The following is a 16029-nucleotide window of genomic DNA, read 5'->3' on the forward strand; positions in this document are numbered from 1 at the left end:
TCTCGCCACCCCCAGCCGGCGATCCTCGCGCCGGCCGTCTCGGCGGTCAGCGCCTTCGCTTGCCCCGCGCCGGCGACGTGTTCCGCCCCGCCGGCCGCGACCCGCGCTCGGCCCGGGCCCGCGCCTTCGCCGCCGTCTTCTCGCGGGCCGTGCGTTTCTCGCGCGGCGGCTCCCCCGCGCCCCGCGACGTCGATGCGGTTCGGCCCCGCACGATCCCGACGAACTCGTCGATGAGCTCGTCGCCTTCCCTGGCATGCGACCACGCGACGCCCATGCGTGTGGCCGGGACGCCATCGAGCGGCCGGGCGACCACGTCCCGTCGGCTCATCGACCGTGCGTACGGCAGCGGCAGGACGAGCAGCCCGACCCCGGCCGCGACCAGGTCGACGGCGGTGGACACCTCCTCCGGCGTCGCCGTGACCGCGTCGACCGGATCGAGCCAGCGCTCGGCCTCGAGGTCCTCAGCGCTCAACGAGTCGAACGCCCCGAGCTCGTGGTCCTTCTCGGCGAGCACGGCCATGGTCTCGGTGTACAGCGGGATCCGCAGGAGTCCCGGCGGCGCCGACCGCGGCGCATCGCCGGCCTCGCGGAGGAATATCACGTCGAACCCGTCGTCCCCGGCGGACCGGGCCAGTCCCTGTCGCGGGTCACCGACGCGCCGGGCCGTGATCGGCACGCCCGGGTTGCGCTCGCGCCACCGGGTGAGCCATTTGTCGGGCTGCACGCCGGGAACGTATCCCACGCGCAGGCGGGGGCCGATGCCCGCGCTTCCGTCGGTCATCGACCCCCGCCTATCGTCGTGTGTCTAGGAGTTCTCAGCCCAGGATCGTCCAGTCCTCGAGGCCCTCGTAGAGGGGCTTGGACTTGGCCAGCGCCGTGACGCGCTCGCGGAGGGCGGCGACGTCGGCGTTCTCACCCGCGGCGAGGGCGGCGCCGATGATGTCGGCGACCTCGCGGAAGTCGTCCGCGGTGAAGCCGCGCGTCGCCAGGGCGGGCGTGCCGATCCGCAGTCCGGAGGTGACCATCGGCGGCCGGGGATCGAACGGCACGGCGTTGCGGTTCACGGTGATGCCGACCTCGTGCAGCAGGTCCTCGGCCTGCTGACCGTCCAGCTCCGAGTCGCGCAGGTCGACCAGCACCAGGTGGACGTCGGTCCCCCCGGTGAGGACGGAGACACCGGCGTTCTTGCAGTCTTCGGCGGTGAGCCTCTCGGCGAGGATCTTCGCTCCCTCGAGGGTCCGCTGCTGCCGCTCGCGGAACTGCTCGGTCCCGGCGATCTTCATGGCCGTGGCCTTGGCGGCGATCGCGTGCATGAGCGGCCCACCCTGCTGGCCGGGGAACACCGTCGAGTTGAGCTTCTTGAAGAGCTCGAGGTCGTTGGTGAGGATCATGCCGGAACGCGGCCCGCCGAGCGTCTTGTGCACGGTCGTGGAGACGACGTCGGCGTGCGGGACGGGGCTCGGGTGCAGGCCCGCGGCGACCAGGCCGGCGAAGTGCGCCATGTCCACCCACAGCTTGGCGCCGACCTCGTCGGCGATCTCGCGGAACTTCGCGAAGTCCAGCGTCCGCGGGTAGGCCGACCAGCCGGCGATGATGACGTCAGGCTTCTCCGCCAGCGCCATCTCACGGACGGCGTCCATGTCGACGAGCATCGTCTCGGCGTCGACCTCGTAGGCGGCGACCTCGTACAGCTGGCCGGAGAAGTTGAGCTTCATGCCGTGCGTGAGGTGCCCACCGTGGGCCAGGGAGAGTCCCATGATCTTGGAGCCCGGCGCGGCGAGCGCCATGAGGACGGCGGCGTTGGCCTGGGCGCCGGCGTGCGGCTGGACGTTGGCGTACTTGGCGCCGAAGACCTCCTTGGCGCGGTCGCGCGCCAGGTTCTCGATGACGTCCACGTGCTCGCACCCACCGTAGTAGCGGCGGCCCGGGTAGCCCTCGGCGTACTTGTTGGTGAGCACGGACCCCTGCGCCTGCAGCACCGAGCGCGGCACGAAGTTCTCCGACGCGATCATCTCGAGCGTGTCCCGCTGACGGGCCAGCTCGCCGGCCATCGCCTCGGCGACCTCCGGATCCAGTTCGGACAGGGAGGCGGAGAACACGTCGGTGTTCGGGTCGGTCATCGTTGCTCCTCGCACGTGGGCTCTACTCATCGAACGAATCGTGTGGGCCACGGCTCGTCTCGTCGTCGGCGTCAGTCTAGTGCCACGCCACCCTGACACCCTCTCCCCCGTGGTCACCTGCCACAATCGGAACCCGTGAGCAGACATGCCGGCGACTACACGCCGTACGTGGAGTTCGACCGCCGCAGCTGGCGGCGGCTGCGGCGTGCGATGCCCATGGTCCTCACCGAGCAGGATCTCGAAGGGCTCCGCGGCCTGGGTGAGCACCTCGACCTGGACGAGATCGCGGAGATCTACCTCCCGCTCAGCCGCCTCATCCACCTGCAGGTCTCCGCACGTCAGCGGCTGTTCCAGTCCACCAACCTGTTCCTCGGCGAGACCGTCGACGCGCCGATGCCGTTCGTGATCGGTGTCGCCGGGTCGGTGGCGGTGGGCAAGTCCACCTCCGCCCGTGTGCTGCGCGCGCTGCTCACCCGCTGGGACTCCCACCCGCGGGTCGACCTCGTCACCACCGACGGTTTCCTCCACCCCAACCGGGAGCTGCAGCGCCGCGGGCTCATGCACCGCAAGGGGTACCCGGAGTCGTACGACCGTCGGGCGCTGCTGCGCTTCGTCACCGAGGTCAAGTCCGGCGCGCCTGTGGTCCGCGCGCCGGTCTACTCACACACCAAGTACGACATCGTGCCGGGTGAGCACATCGAAGTGCAGCGTCCGGACATCCTCATCGTCGAAGGCCTCAACGTCCTGCAGACCGGCCCGCGGCTCATGGTCTCGGACCTGTTCGACTTCTCGCTCTACGTGGACGCGCGGATCGAGGACATCGAGCAGTGGTACATCGAGCGCTTCCTCGAACTGCGCAGCACGTCGTTCTCCAACCCGGGCTCGCACTTCGCGCACTACGCCGACCTGTCTGACAACGCGGCGCGCCTGGCCGCGCGCGAGATCTGGAACTCGATCAACCGGCCGAACCTCGTGGAGAACATCCTGCCCACCCGGCCGCGCGCCACGCTGGTGCTGCGCAAGAACTCGGATCACTCCATCCAGCGGCTGCGCCTGCGCAAGATCTGAACCCGCGCCCCGCACAAGCACGCGCCTCGCGCAAGCCCAGCACCCCGGCGTGCACTCCCCGCACCCCGCCTACACCGGCGGCGCGCCCGTCTCCCCCTCCGGAACGCCCCGTCGCCGCAGCTCGGCCTCGGCCCGGTCGAGACCTCCGTGTTCGAGCGCGGCCAGCCAGCTGCGGTCCGACCACACGAGCCGCCCTCGCCGTCGTACCTCCACCTCCAGCTCTCCGGAGAGGTGCTCGATCGACCCGGCGGAGTTGCGGTTCTCCGACGGCAGCGGCACGGGCAGGACGTGCGCGCGGTCGAGCGGCGAGCGGCCGCTGACGCGGATCTCCCAGCCGTAGCCGCGCCCCTCGAGCTCCCACCGCTCGTCGGTGACGTCGGCGCGCACGGGCGAGACCACGGGGTTGCCGAGCCGCACGACGCGCCCGCCGGGGAGCCGCACGACGAGCGCGGTGACCTCGGTGCGCAGCGGGCCGGAGTGGATCTGGCCGCCGGCGAACGCCACGCAGGTGTGGGGCTCGGAGAACGCCTGCGCCTGGCCCCACCACCACGAGTCGGGGAAGCCCTCCGCGCCCCAGTTCTTCTCGCCGTACACCTCGGCGTCGTCGAAGTCCCAGCGCCGGCCGTCGAGCTCGGCCCACCCGCTGGCGCGCCCGCCGAGCAACCACGGGTGCCAGTACTGGTTCAGCGCGGGAACGGACTGGAAGATGCTCGACCCGCCGACGGCGCGATGCGGCCACTCCACGGGGTCGGTGATGTCCACGTGGAGCCGCGCGCCCTCCCCCATGTCCACGTGGATGCCGTCGCGGCGGTACTCGAACTGCCCGCCGGACCGGGCGCCGATGCGCGCCGGGTCGGCCCACCCGTGCGGCGCGGCGGCGAGGCGGAGCGTGGAGACCGCCGCGGAGGGCGATGACGGTGCGGACGTCGGGGCGGAGGGTGACGACGACGAAGGGTCCCCGTCACCGGGCCGGCGGGCGCCACCGGCCTCGAGCGGGATCGTCACCTCGTCGGAGGCCAGGCCGAGCGTCGCCCAGTGCCCGTCGGGTCCGCGGTTGATCCCGATGAGCGCGATGGCCACGCGGCCGCGTTCGCGGTCGGTGATCCGGAGGAAGTACCCCTCCATGGCCACGCCGTGCCCGCGGAGCGGATCGCCGAAGGGCAGGTCTGCGCCGGTCGCCCGGTATCGCCGGAGGAGTCCCATGTCGTTCAGCGTCCCATATCGGGGCCGGTGTGAACCCGCGAATCTAGGGTGGAGCCGTGAACGAGACGAACCTCGGCCTACGGCCGCCCCGTGAGTACGTCGATCCGCGGTGTCGCCGGTGGTGGGCGGCGCAGGTCGCCCTGTGGATGGTCGCGCCGCTGATCGCAGTGGCCTTCGCGGCGTTGTTCCTGGGGCCGTGGATGATCATCGCGGCGCTGGTGTGGGCGGTGCTGACGGCGGTCGCGCTCGTCGTGGTGCCGCGGGTGCGGTGGGCGATCCACCGATGGGAGGCCACCGACGTCGCGATCTACAGTCGTAGTGGGTTGTTCTGGGAGGAGTGGCGCGCCGCTCCCCTGTCGCGCGTCCAGACCGTCGACAAGACCCGCGGCCCGCTGCAGCGACAGTTCGGGCTGGCCACCGTCGTGGTGACGACGGCCTCGTCGAAGGGCGCGGTGCGCATCAGCGCGCTCGACGCCGCGCGGGCGGAGGAGATGGTCGACCGCCTCACCCTCCTCGCCGAGGACGACCAGCGGGACGCGACATGACCACGCCAGAGCAGCCGGCATGGCGCCGCCTCGACCGCCGCACGATCCCTGCGTCGACCGCCGTGGCGACCGGGGCGTTGGCCGCGGCGGCGGTGCCGGTGGCGATCGGCATGCTGCTCGGCGGCCTCGCGATGGGCTGGGTGCTGCTCTGGACGGTCGGCGGCACTGCCCTCGGCGCCGCGGCCATCGCGATCTCGGAGGTGATCCGCCTCGCCGTCACCGACTACCGCGTCGACGCCCAGCGCATCGAGAAGCGCGTGCGCTTCCTGTCCAGCACCACCACGAGCCTGTCCATCCACCGCGTGCGCAACGTCGAACTGTCGGCCGACCTCGTCCAGCGTCGGCTCGGCATCGCGACGCTCAAGCTCGCCAGCGGTGAGACGGACGGCTCGCGCCTGACGCTCGCCGCACTGGCCCGGCAGGTTGCCGAGCAGCTCCGCCGCGACCTGCTGGCCGACCGCGCGTCCGCGGACACCGATGAGATCGCGCGGCTCGACCCGCGGTGGCTGCGCTATGCGCCGGTCGGGTTCGTCACGCCGTTGTCAGGGCTCATCGCGTTCGGGCTGGTGCTCCAGGTGGCGGACTGGTTCAACGCGGTGCCCGCGATGCTCGAGTGGGTCTGGGACCGGATCGACTCGCTGCCGGTTCCGGTCATCGCCGTCGGGTTGGTGGTGATCGCGCTGGTCATCGGCACCGTGGCGGCCGTCGCGATCTTCGTCGAGACCTGGTGGGGCATGCGCCTGGAACGTCACCGCGACGGGTCGTTGGAGTTGCGACGCGGGTTGATGGTGGGGCGGCACACGTCGTTCGACGGCCGCCGGGTGCGCGGGGTGACGCTGTACGAGCCGCCGGGCCTGCGCGCGGTCGGCGCGGCGCGCCTCGATGTGGTCGCAGTCGGCGTGGGCATCGGCAAGGACGAGGACGGCCAGACCAAGCAGAGCCCGGCCCTCGTCCCGGCCTCGCCGCGCGAGGTTCCCGTGAGGGTCGCGGAGGCGGTGCTCGGCGAGGTGGTACCGGCCGTGTCGGGTCCCGTCCACGCGGCGCCCGCCGGGACGTCGGTACCCGGTGACACCGCGCTACGAACCCACCCCCCGGTGGCCCGACGACGACGAGCCGTCCGCGCCCTCCTCGCCACCGCCGCACTCACCGCGATCGCGGCGACACCCGTCCTCGTGTGGCCGTGGCTGTGGTGGATTCCCGTCGCGGTGACCGCGATCAGTGGGGCGGTCGCCGCGTGGGCCACCGTCGACAACTACCGCGGACTCGGCCACGCCGTGGGACCGACGCTCGTGGTTCTCCGCAAGGGGTCGGTCCTGCGGCGCACCGACGTGTTGATCCGCGACGGGATCCTCGGCTGGAACGTGCGGCGTACCCCGTTCCAGCGTCGCGCCGGACTCGTGACGCTCTTCGCGACATCGGCCGGGGGTAGCAGCGCGTTCCGCCTTCCCGATGTCGACGAGTCCGAGGCGCACGAGGTGTGGTCGACCGCTGGCGACGTGTGGGACCACCTGGCCACGCCCCGCGGCTGATCGCCCGCCCCGGTCGCCGAGTGGTCTCAGTCCGCGTCGACCGGGCGGTCGTCCGTGGCCGGCTCCAGCTTCCGGACGAGGCTCGGTGCGAGCTCCGAGAGGTCGTACTCGGCGAGGAGGCGGCTGACCTCGTCGTCGTCGACCCCGGACAGCACCCTCCCGATGGTGACACCGTGCGTGGGCACGTTGACCACCCGGATCTCGTCGCCCGCCCCGACCGGACCCGGGGCGAGGACCCGCGCGTACGCGCCCGGCCGCCCGCCCTCGGTGAAGCGACGCACCCACCGCGGCTTCCCGACGCGGTGGGCGAAGGTCTGACACGGGATGCGCGGGGTGGTGACCTCCAAGCGCAAGCCGGACGCGTCGGCGCCACGGCCGGCACCACCGCCGGAACCGCCGGCGGCACCGGTGGCACCTACCTCCAGCACGCTGCCGATCTGCAGCTGCGAGGTGTCGACGCCCGTCACGCGGAGGTTCTCGCCGAAGAAGCCGGGCGGGATGGGGCCGCCGAACTCGGATTGCCACTGCTCGACGTCGGAGTCGGAGAGCAGGTAGACGGCCTTCCACACCCCGCCGTGGTGCTTCCGGTCGGCCTGCACGTCACCGTGGAGGCCGTACTCGCGAGCCTGGACCGGGCCCTCGACGGGACGCTTGTCGATCGCCGTCACGCCGACCCGGCCGGGCACGCTGAGCAGCTGATCGACCACGCAGACGGCCCGGACAGTGAACGACGCGGGCACGGAGGACCCCGCCGCAGCCGTCACTGCCCGAACCGGCGGTTGCGGGCGCTGTACTCGCGGAGGGCGCGCAGGAAGTCCACGCGGCGGAACGCCGGCCAGTAGGCCTCGGTGAACCAGATCTCCGAGTACGCGCTCTGCCACAGGAGGAAGCCCGAGAGTCGCTGCTCGCCGGAGGTGCGGATCACGAGGTCGGGGTCGGGCTGCCCGGACGTGTACAGGTGCTCCCCTATGCCCTCGACGGTGATCCCGTCGACGAGGTCCGCACCCGTCCGGCCCTCGTCGATCAGCTGCTCGACCAGCTCACGGGCCGCGTCGGCGATCTCCTGCCGCCCGCCGTAGCCCACCGCCACGTTGACCTTGACGCCCGGCCGCCCGGTGCTCACCTGCGCCGCGTGGCGCAGACGGTCGGCCAGCCACTCGGGCAGGAACTCCAGCCGCCCGACGATACGGACCTCCCAGTTGCGCTCCGGCCTGGTGATCTCGTCCACGACGTCGGCGATGATCTGCAGCAGTTCGCCGAGCTCGTCGGCGTCGCGGCCGAGGTTCTCGGTGGACAGGAGATAGATGGTGGCGACGTCGATGCCGAGCTCGTCACACCAGCCCAGCATCTCGGCGATCTTCACCGCGCCGGCCCGGTGACCGTGCGCGACGTCGGTGAACCCGGCCTCCTTGGCCCAACGGCGGTTGCCGTCGCACATCACGGCGACGTGCCGCGGCAGCCTCTTGCCCTCGAGCGACGACCGCAGTCGGGACTCGTAGAACTTGTACAGGGGGGAGGTGGCCACGCGGGAAAGAGTACCGCGCGGCACCGCCTCCTCTGTGGCGCCCCTGACCCGTTCCGCGCTCAGCTCCGTCGGCCGGCGCGCACCGCCGCGCCGAGGGCGCGCAGCCCGTCGGCGGTGGTGTCCCATCCCATGCAGGCGTCGGTGACGGACTGGCCGTAGACGAGCTCCTCGGCCTCGACCGACTGGGCGCCGGGCTCGATGAAGCTCTCGATCATCAGCCCGGAGATGCCCTGCTCGCCCCCGCCGATGCGCTCGGCCAGCTCGGCCACGACCTCGGCCTGGCGCTCGTGCGACTTGCCCGAGTTGGCGTGGCTGGCGTCGACCATCACGAGGCCCGGCAGCCCGACCTTTCCCACGGACGCGACCGCCGCCGCGACGGACTCCGCGTCGTAATTCGGCCCGCGGGTACCTCCGCGCAGGATCACGTGACAGTCCGTGTTGCCCGCCGTCTCCACGACCGCCGCACGCCCGTCGGCGTCGGTGCCGAAGAACACGTGTCCCGCCGCCGAGGATCGGCACCCGTCCACGGCGACCTGCACCTCGCCGTCGGTGCCGTTCTTGAAGCCGACCGGCATGGACAGGCCCGACACGAGCTGGCGGTGCACCTGGCTCTCCGTGGTGCGGGCGCCGATCGCGCCCCAGGAGACGGCGTCGGCGATGTACTGCGGGCTGGTCGGCTCGAGGAACTCGGTCCCCACGGGGAGCCCCAGGTCGAGCACGTCCAGCAGTAGCTTGCGGGCGGTGCGCAGGCCGCGCGGGATGTCGTAGCTGCCGTCGAGCGCGGGGTCGTTGATGAGACCCTTCCACCCGACGGTCGTGCGCGGCTTCTCGAAGTACACGCGCATGACGATGAGAAGGTCCTCGGCCGTCTCCTCGGCGAGCCGGGCCAGCCGACCGGCGTAGTCGAGTGCGGCGTCGGTGTCGTGGACCGAGCAGGGGCCCACCACGACGAGCAGGCGGTCGTCGCGGTCGGCCAGCACGTCGGCGATCTCGGACCGGCTCCGCTCGACCAGTGCCTCGCGGGCCTCTCCCAGCGGGAGCTCGCCGAGGACCTCGGTCGGGGTCGGCAGCGGGGAGTACGACAGAACGCGCCTGTCCGCGGTCTGGGTGGGGTTCTCGGCGGTGATGGTCACGGCGGTCGCTCCTGGTGAATCGGTAGTGGCGGGCCGGGTGCCGTGATCCTCTTCGGTGCCCATGTCGCACCCGGATCCGCCGCTGTTGAAAGGCGGAAGGCGGCGACCATGGTGGTCACCGCCTCTGGGCTCCGGGTGTCGACGATCCGTCTAGCGGACGCGTGCGCTCGCGGCGCGGGCTCCACCCGGAGCCCACATAAAGCGCCAATATGCGCGAGCGATCGACATGACAGAGACCATAGCAAAGACCGTATCGCCCCCGGAATCCGCCGTCCCAGTCCGGCGTGCGCTCGCGCGGATGAACTCCTGCTCGCACGCCTGACCCTTCCGGCCCGACCCTCCTGCGGCCAACTGCGGCCCCGTGCACAGCCGCCCCTCACCATGGCGTCTTGCGCGCACCGAGGCGGGTGCGAGACGCCATGCCGAGGGGCGGCTGTGATTTTCGGGAGCATCCACGGGAGCGAGACGCCAGGGGCAGGGGCGGCTGCCAGGCCGGCGAACATCCCCACGCGCGAGACGCCAGGGGGCAAGAGCGGCTGCGAGTCGCGGTGCGGACGCTCGGCGCGTAGGCGGACGCAGCGCGCGGGGCGCCACGGCACCGCCGGATGAGGGGGAATACGACCGGGCCCCCTTTTGTTTGACATGTCAGCAACGTACGCTGGGCGCATCAACAAGACGAGAGGGACCCCCACCATGCAGTTCGGAATCTTCAGCATCGCCGACATCACCCCGGACCCCACCACCGGGCGCATACCCACCGAGCACGAGCGACTCGAGGCGGTAGTCGAGTACGCCACGCTGGCCGAGCAGGTGGGCCTGGACGTGTTCGCGCTGGGTGAGCACCACAACCCGCCGTTCGTCACGTCCTCCCCCACCACCACGTTGGGTTACGTCGCGGGCCGCACGAGCGAGATCATCCTGTCGACGGCCACGACGCTCATCACGACCAACGACCCGGTGAAGATCGCCGAGGATTACGCCATGCTGCAGCATCTGTCCGGCGGGCGCGTCGACCTGACGATGGGCCGCGGCAACACCGGCCCGGTGTACCCGTGGTTCGGGCAGGACATCCGGCAGGGCCTGCCGCTGGCCATCGAGAACTACGAGCTCCTGCACCGCCTGTGGCACGAGGACGTGGTGGACTGGGAGGGCAAGTTCCGCACGCCGCTCCAGCAGTTCACCTCGACGCCCCGCCCGCTGGACGGCGTCGCCCCGTTCGTGTGGCACGGCTCGATCCGATCGCCGCAGATCGCCGAGCAGGCCGCCTTCTACGGTGACGGCTTCTTCCACAACAACATCTTCTGGCCCATCCACCACACCAAGCAGATGGTGGAGCTGTACCGCCGCCGCTACGAGCACTACGGCCACGGCTCGGCGGACCAGGCGATCGTCGGCCTCGGCGGCCAGTTCTTCGCACGCAAGAACAGTCAGGAGGCGGTCAACGAGTTCCGCCCCTACTTCGACAACGCCCCCGTCTATGGTCACGGCCCGTCGCTCGAGGACTTCACCGCGCAGACCCCGCTCACGGTGGGCTCGCCGCAGCAGGTCATCGACCGCTACATGACGATGCGCGAGCACGTGGGCGACTACCAGCGCCAGCTGTTCCTCGTCGACCACGCCGGCCTGCCGCGCAAGACGGTGCTCGAGCAGATCGAGATCCTGGGCACCGAGATCGTCCCCGTCCTGCGGCGCGAGCTCGACGCCCTGCGCCCGGCCCACGTGCCGGACGGCCCCACGCACGCCGCGCTGGTCGCCGCCCGCGACGCCGAGCTGGCAGCCGCCGGCGAGCCCGCCTACTCCGACGCCTACCGCTTCGGCACCGGCGACAACTGGACGGGCCTCACCGCAGAGGGCGGGCAGCGGGCACAGCAGGAGTCGCTGGCCCGCAACCGCCGCACCCAGGCCCGCCTCGCCGAGGCGCCGGCCGGAAAGGAGTCCAAGTGACCTCCGAGCACCTGACCGAGCACACCACCCCCGGCGAGCGGCCGCTCAACCTCGTCGTCGTCGCCGCCGGCACCTCCGTGCCCTCCAGCACGCGGATGCTCGCCGACCAACTCACCTCCGCCACCCGCGAGGCCCTCGCCCGCCAAGGGCAGCGCGTCGAGGTGACGGTCCTCGAGGCGCGCGAGCTGGCCCACGAGGTCGTCGACGCGACGTTCACCCGCTTCCCCGGCGAGAAGCTGGCCGCGGCGATCGACGCGATCGGCCGCGCGGACGGACTGATCGCGGTGACGCCGATCTACAACCAGTCGTTCTCGGGGCTGTTCAAGTCGCTGTTCGACGTGATCGAGCCGGGCACCCTCGCCGGCGTCCCGGTGGCACTCGGAGCGACGGGCGGGACGGCGCGGCACTCGCTGGCGGTCGATTACGCACTGCGGCCGATGTTCGCCTACCTCAAGGCCGACGTCGTACCCACCACCGTGTTCGCGGCCGCCGAGGACTTCGGCGCGGTGTCCACGGCCGGCGACGAGAACTCGCTACGGACGCGCGCCATCCGGGTGGGGACCGAACTGGGCGACTACATGCTGCGGTTCGCGGGGGTCACCGCCGGCGCGGTCGAGCCGACGCGCGCGGATGACAAGCGGGGACGACGGGGCGACGACGACGAGTTCAGCGATTTCGTCCCGATGAGCGATCTCCTGGGACGCTGAACCGGAGCCGGCGTCGGGCAGCCGGCCGGCGCGGCCCGGGCTGGCGCTACTCGCGTGCCAGCTGAGGGATTTCGCGGACGGGGTCCTCCGGTCCGATGTCGTACGTACACTCGTACGGCCTCGGATCGGGGACGAAGGCCCATAGCATCGCCCCGGCCGCTCCCATGGCGCGGTACGCCTCGATGCGGTCGCCGATACGCGTCGCGCGCTCCTCGAGGGGCAGGCAGGAGCCCGCCGCGATCCCCAACTCCGTTACCACTAGTGGCTTGTCGGTTTGAGCGAGGCGCAGCGGCAGGAAACCGGCGTCGTCGTAGTCGTGGTACTGCAGCACGTCCACGTACGGCGAGTCCGCGATGAGCTTGTACCCGTCGCCCACGAGACCGCACTGGGGGCCGCCGAGTAGGCCGGCGGTGATGAGCCGCCCGGGATCCCGCTGCCGAATCAGCTGACCGACCTCGTCGGTCCACTCCCGTAGCACCTCTGCAGAGTCGGCCGGACAGGTGCGGAATTGCCAATGGCAATCGTCGGTTCCGCAGACCGCCGTCTCAGGCTCACCGATGGGTTCCCACGCCGCGACGGCCGGTGAGCCGGACCAGCGCTCGACCGCGGTGGTGACCCAATCCCGGTAACTCAGCGGCATCGCGGTGGGCTCCTCCCAACCGCGCAGGTACCACTCACGATCCTTGTACCGCTCGTCCTCGCATGCCCCGTCCTGCCCCACGAGCACAGGGATCACCACCTGGTCGTGCCGCTCCGCCGCGGCGAAAACGGCGTCGATGGGCGCGAAGTCGAGTTGCCCGGAGAACTTGTTCACGGCGAGCTGCTGGAAGGCGTTGAACCTCGTCACGGCCCCATCGGGGAGAGAGCCGAAGTACGAGTCGAGGTCCACCATCGCTCCGCACCCGGCGTTGACGCCCCAGTCGGTGGCGAGCTGGTAGGCGTTGAGGCCGGTCGGCCACCAGGGTTGGCCGTCGAGTTGGAGTTCGCCGGCGGCGACAGTGGCCCGCGAGACCGGTTCCTGTGAGCGTGAGTCTGGTGGCGCAGCGCATGAGAGGGTTAGCGCCAGCACCAGTAGTGCAACTATTTGAGGGGATTTCACGAGCTAACAATAGTCGACGGATCGACGGCCACCACTGAACTTCGTCCGCTACGAGAACACCCGCCACAGCCTCCAGGTCGGGCGGTCGTCACCTGAGTTGATCACCTCGAACTCCAGGGCGCCGAGTTCGGCGCCGTTCTCGTGCACGGTCGGATAGCGGAGATTGAGCGCGTCCGAAACCCCGCGCCCCTCGGCGGGCACGGTCAGCAGGAACTGCACCCCGTGCGCGGCCGGGTCGTTGAGGACTTCGACGAAGTCGCGGTCCGAGGGGATGACGAACTGCTCCGGCCGGGCGGTGGAGGCGATGATCGGGAATCCATGGACAGTGTCCATGATGACCGCTCCCTCGGGCAGACCCAGCGAGTCGAGGTAGTCGGCGATCCGGCGCTCGGTGTCGAACGAGGCGACTATCGCCTCCTGTCGCAGCCGCAGCTCTGGAGACCTGTCGCCGACCTCGGGGAGCACCACCGCGTGGAGTGAGTGCTGCTCCCGGGACAACGTCGGCGAGGACATCGCCACGCCGCTGACCGGAACCCCGGCCACGACCAGGAGCAGTGCGGTCCCCGTGAGCGCCCGCGAGCGTCCGAGTACGTCCTGCGGCCTCGACACGGCGTGGGGTCCGGGTCTGCGGGTGGTCATCCAGCCGCCGCGCGGTACGCAGAAGACGGCCAAGACCGCGACCAGGGGGACGGCGCTGATGTAAAACCGCAGAAACGGGAAGGTCATGCCCCGGAGATAGGCCAGGACGGCGAAGACCAGGACGGCGGCGAGGGCCAGCACCGCCAGCGGTTCGGGGTCCCGTCGACGCACGGACAGCACCGCGCACCACACCAGGACCACGCCGAGCGCCGGAGCGAGCACCACGATCTCCGCGAGGGAGAACGCAATTGCGGAAAGCCCCCCGGTCGACCCCCCTCCGGACTGTTCGAGGATCGCCGCGTTGCCGTAGCGGGAGGAGAACTGGGCCAGAGCGCTGCCGGTCACCAGCCAACTCGTCGCCGACCAGGCGAGGAAGGCGAGTGCGGTCGGCGCGGCCACGACCACGCCGTCGAGGATGGCTGTCTCCGTCTTGCGGGTGCGCCTGTAGGACACCGCGGCGACGAGAAGGGTTGCGGTGCCCGAGGCCGCCAGTGCGTCGTAGCGCGCCAGATACGCTAGCCCCAGCGCGAACCCGGCGACCATCAGATCGTGGACGTCGTCAGTACTCATCCACCTGGCGAGGCGACGGACGGACCACACCACTAAGAAGACGAACAGCGCCTCGCTCATGCCGTTGGCCCCGTAGTAGACGATCATCGGGTGCAAGCCGAAGACGAGTGTGACCCCCCAGGTGAACCACGCAGGGCACGCGCGCTCCCGGGCGATCGAATGGATCTGGACGACCGCGCCAGCCATCGCCAGGGCACTCACGGCCACCGCGGTCAGGCCCCACCGGGTCAACGCCGGGAACCAGTCTGACAGGGCCACGAGCGGGAACTGCGCGAGCGCGGTGAGAGGGGTGAAGATGAAACCGATGGCCGCCAGGTGCGGGTCGCGAGACAGCAGAGCCGCCCTCGTGTCGGCCACCCGGCTCAGCGAGTCTCCCTGCAGGTAGCCGGGACCGAGCGCAAGGTATAGTCCGGCCGCGATATACAGCGCGGTGAAGGACAGGAAGACGATCGCGGGACGGGTTCTCATGACGCCGGCCTGCTCATGACGCCAACCCGTGAACGGTTTTCTCCCAGTAGGAGGGGTTGGCGAACAGCTGGTAGGTGCCCTTGATCGCGGCGATCGACATCAGGACCCAGTAGAGCGGAACCGTCAGGCAGGCCCACCACAACGAGGAGTTGCCGGTCTCCCGGCACGCGATGAGGTTGGAGTAGAGGATCGCGGCGTTGCCGAGCACCAGGCAGATCAGCGCTGGGAAGTACACGTAGGCCGGGAAGACCTCCTCGATCACACCCGGCTGCCCGAGAATCCAGGACAGCGTCACCAGCCAGAACACCATGTTGAGACAGGCGATCACGGGAGTCCCGGCGAGGAGGGTGGTGAAGCGAAACATGCTCACCGTGCCGAGGGTGCGCCACAACTGGACCGGCCGGCGCATGTGCACCAACCAGGTCTGAAGATACCCCTTGTACCAGCGGGATCGCTGCCTGATCCAGTTGATGGGATCCGGGTTGGCCTCCTCGAGGGTGGTCGAGTCGAGTACGGCCGTCCGGTGCCCGCGGGCGGCGATCCGCACCCCCAGATCGGCGTCCTCGGTGACGTTGTACGGATCCCACGCGCCGATGTCTCTCAGGACGTCCGCCTTGATGTGGTTCGAGGTGCCTCCCAGCGGGATCGGCGAGCTGGACTTCATCAGCCCGGGCAGGAGGAAGTTGAACCACAGTGCGTAATCGGCGGTGAACCACGCCGTGAGCAAGTTCTGCGACCCGTTGTGGAACGCCAACTTCGCCTGGACGCACGCCACGTCGTCGTCGAGCTCGGCGAACGCGACCGCAACCCGGCGCAACTGAAGCGGGTCGGGACGGTCCTCGGCGTCGAAGATGGTGACGATCTCGCCCGTGGCGTAGTGCAGGGAGTAGTTGCAGGCCTTGGGTTTGGTGCGGGGGTCGGCCGGGGGGATCCGGAGGATCTGGCAGACCTGCCCGAGGCCGGCGGCCTCGGCGGCGTCGATGGTGACGTCGTCGTCCGCCTCGAGTAGCAGCAGGACCTCCAGCTTGTCGGCCGGATAATCGATCGAACTCACCGCGTCAATGAGGTCGGCGATCACCTCGGGCTCGTTGTAGGCCGGAACGAGGACCGTGTAGGTGGGCAGTTCCTCGTCGCCCACGGCGCGGGCGCGATCGTCCTCCACGTGCAGGATCGAGTCCCTGGCCAACCCCCTGCTGAGCAGCAACAACCGGTCCGCCAGCGTGATCAGATAAACGAAAGTGCTCACCGCGGTCAGCGCGATGAGCGTGGGGGTGGTTACCAGGACCAACGCGAGGACCACCACGGCGAGCGCGGCGAGCCCGGTCCACTTCTGCCAGGGCATGAACGGTACCGCCGCGGAGGCCAGCGGGTCTCGCTCGAACAACCCGTGGACGGCGTCGTGCAGCGCTGCCGCGCTGCGCGCTTCCTCCGGGGTCGGCGGAAGGTCCGTGGGCGGCATCTCGGCGTGCGACTGATCCG

14 protein-coding genes are annotated in these 16029 nt (G+C 70.6%); 5 read left to right on the top strand and 9 right to left on the bottom strand.

The genetic code is table 11. From position 1 onward, the window contains the following. Positions 1 to 46 precede the first annotated feature (46 nt). Both A6035_RS10250 and glyA read right to left on the bottom strand, forming a co-directional pair. Positions 47 to 781, bottom strand: a complete 735-nt coding sequence (locus tag A6035_RS10250; RefSeq protein ID WP_108847699.1) for a LysR substrate-binding domain-containing protein — start codon at positions 779 to 781, stop codon at positions 47 to 49. A 34-nt stretch (positions 782 to 815) separates the two neighbouring features. Beyond that, complete coding sequence (gene glyA / locus A6035_RS10255) at positions 816 to 2120, bottom strand: serine hydroxymethyltransferase (protein ID WP_108847700.1); 1305 nt, start codon at positions 2118 to 2120, stop codon at positions 816 to 818. Positions 2121 to 2255: 135 nt separating this feature from the next. On the opposite strand from glyA, the gene coaA reads away from it, so the two are divergent. Next, positions 2256 to 3188: a type I pantothenate kinase gene (gene coaA / locus A6035_RS10260; protein ID WP_108847701.1), complete on the top strand. Its 933-nt coding sequence runs from the start codon at positions 2256 to 2258 to the stop codon at positions 3186 to 3188. Positions 3189 to 3257: 69 nt separating this feature from the next. Here coaA and A6035_RS10265 read toward each other — a convergent pair whose 3' ends face one another. Continuing rightward, the gene (locus A6035_RS10265; protein WP_108847702.1) at positions 3258 to 4391 is read right to left on the bottom strand and encodes a tocopherol cyclase family protein; all 1134 of its coding nucleotides are present in this window, start codon (positions 4389 to 4391) and stop codon (positions 3258 to 3260) included. 56 nt (positions 4392 to 4447) lie between these two features. On the opposite strand from A6035_RS10265, the gene A6035_RS10270 reads away from it, so the two are divergent. Together A6035_RS10270 and A6035_RS10275 are read left to right on the top strand one after the other, a co-directional pair. Continuing rightward, the gene (locus A6035_RS10270) at positions 4448 to 4936 is read left to right on the top strand and encodes a PH domain-containing protein (protein WP_108847703.1); all 489 of its coding nucleotides are present in this window, start codon (positions 4448 to 4450) and stop codon (positions 4934 to 4936) included. Then, positions 4933 to 6465, top strand: coding sequence for a PH domain-containing protein (locus tag A6035_RS10275; RefSeq protein WP_108847704.1), 1533 nt, complete (start codon positions 4933 to 4935; stop codon positions 6463 to 6465). The genes A6035_RS10270 and A6035_RS10275 overlap by 4 nt, the downstream gene beginning before the upstream one ends. 26 nt (positions 6466 to 6491) lie before the next feature. On the opposite strand, the gene A6035_RS10280 is transcribed toward A6035_RS10275, so the two are convergent. The 3 genes from A6035_RS10280 to A6035_RS10290 are packed head-to-tail and all read right to left on the bottom strand — an operon-like array spanning position 6492 to position 9123. Next, positions 6492 to 7229, bottom strand: coding sequence for an MOSC domain-containing protein (locus A6035_RS10280; protein WP_235026763.1), 738 nt, complete (start codon positions 7227 to 7229; stop codon positions 6492 to 6494). Beyond that, on the bottom strand, positions 7226 to 7990 hold the full coding sequence (locus tag A6035_RS10285) for an isoprenyl transferase (protein ID WP_235026762.1): 765 nt from the start codon (positions 7988 to 7990) through the stop codon (positions 7226 to 7228). The genes A6035_RS10280 and A6035_RS10285 overlap by 4 nt, the downstream gene beginning before the upstream one ends. A gap of 59 nt (positions 7991 to 8049) precedes the next feature. After that, positions 8050 to 9123, bottom strand: a complete 1074-nt coding sequence (locus A6035_RS10290; protein WP_108847706.1) for a 3-deoxy-7-phosphoheptulonate synthase — start codon at positions 9121 to 9123, stop codon at positions 8050 to 8052. A 693-nt stretch (positions 9124 to 9816) separates the two neighbouring features. On the opposite strand from A6035_RS10290, the gene A6035_RS10295 reads away from it, so the two are divergent. Together A6035_RS10295 and A6035_RS10300 are read left to right on the top strand one after the other, a co-directional pair. Beyond that, on the top strand, positions 9817 to 11067 hold the full coding sequence (locus tag A6035_RS10295) for an LLM class flavin-dependent oxidoreductase (protein ID WP_108847707.1): 1251 nt from the start codon (positions 9817 to 9819) through the stop codon (positions 11065 to 11067). Beyond that, positions 11064 to 11774, top strand: a complete 711-nt coding sequence (locus tag A6035_RS10300) for a CE1759 family FMN reductase (RefSeq protein ID WP_108847708.1) — start codon at positions 11064 to 11066, stop codon at positions 11772 to 11774. Before A6035_RS10295 ends, A6035_RS10300 begins: the two co-directional genes overlap by 4 nt. A gap of 46 nt (positions 11775 to 11820) precedes the next feature. Here the strand turns inward: A6035_RS10300 and A6035_RS10305 are convergent, their stop codons facing one another. The 3 genes from A6035_RS10305 to A6035_RS10315 form a co-directional block, all read right to left on the bottom strand. Then, complete coding sequence (locus tag A6035_RS10305) at positions 11821 to 12843, bottom strand: glycoside hydrolase family 5 protein (RefSeq protein WP_482764224.1); 1023 nt, start codon at positions 12841 to 12843, stop codon at positions 11821 to 11823. A 78-nt stretch (positions 12844 to 12921) separates the two neighbouring features. Next, complete coding sequence (locus tag A6035_RS10310; RefSeq protein WP_108847710.1) at positions 12922 to 14550, bottom strand: glycosyltransferase family 39 protein; 1629 nt, start codon at positions 14548 to 14550, stop codon at positions 12922 to 12924. Between the two features lie 13 nt (positions 14551 to 14563). After that, a complete protein-coding gene (locus tag A6035_RS10315; RefSeq protein WP_108849217.1) occupies positions 14564 to 16009 on the bottom strand; it encodes a glycosyltransferase in 1446 nt (481 codons plus the stop codon). Positions 16010 to 16029 lie beyond the last annotated feature (20 nt).

This window comes from Dietzia lutea, from assembly GCF_003096075.1.
GTDB lineage: Bacteria > Actinomycetota > Actinomycetes > Mycobacteriales > Mycobacteriaceae > Dietzia > Dietzia lutea.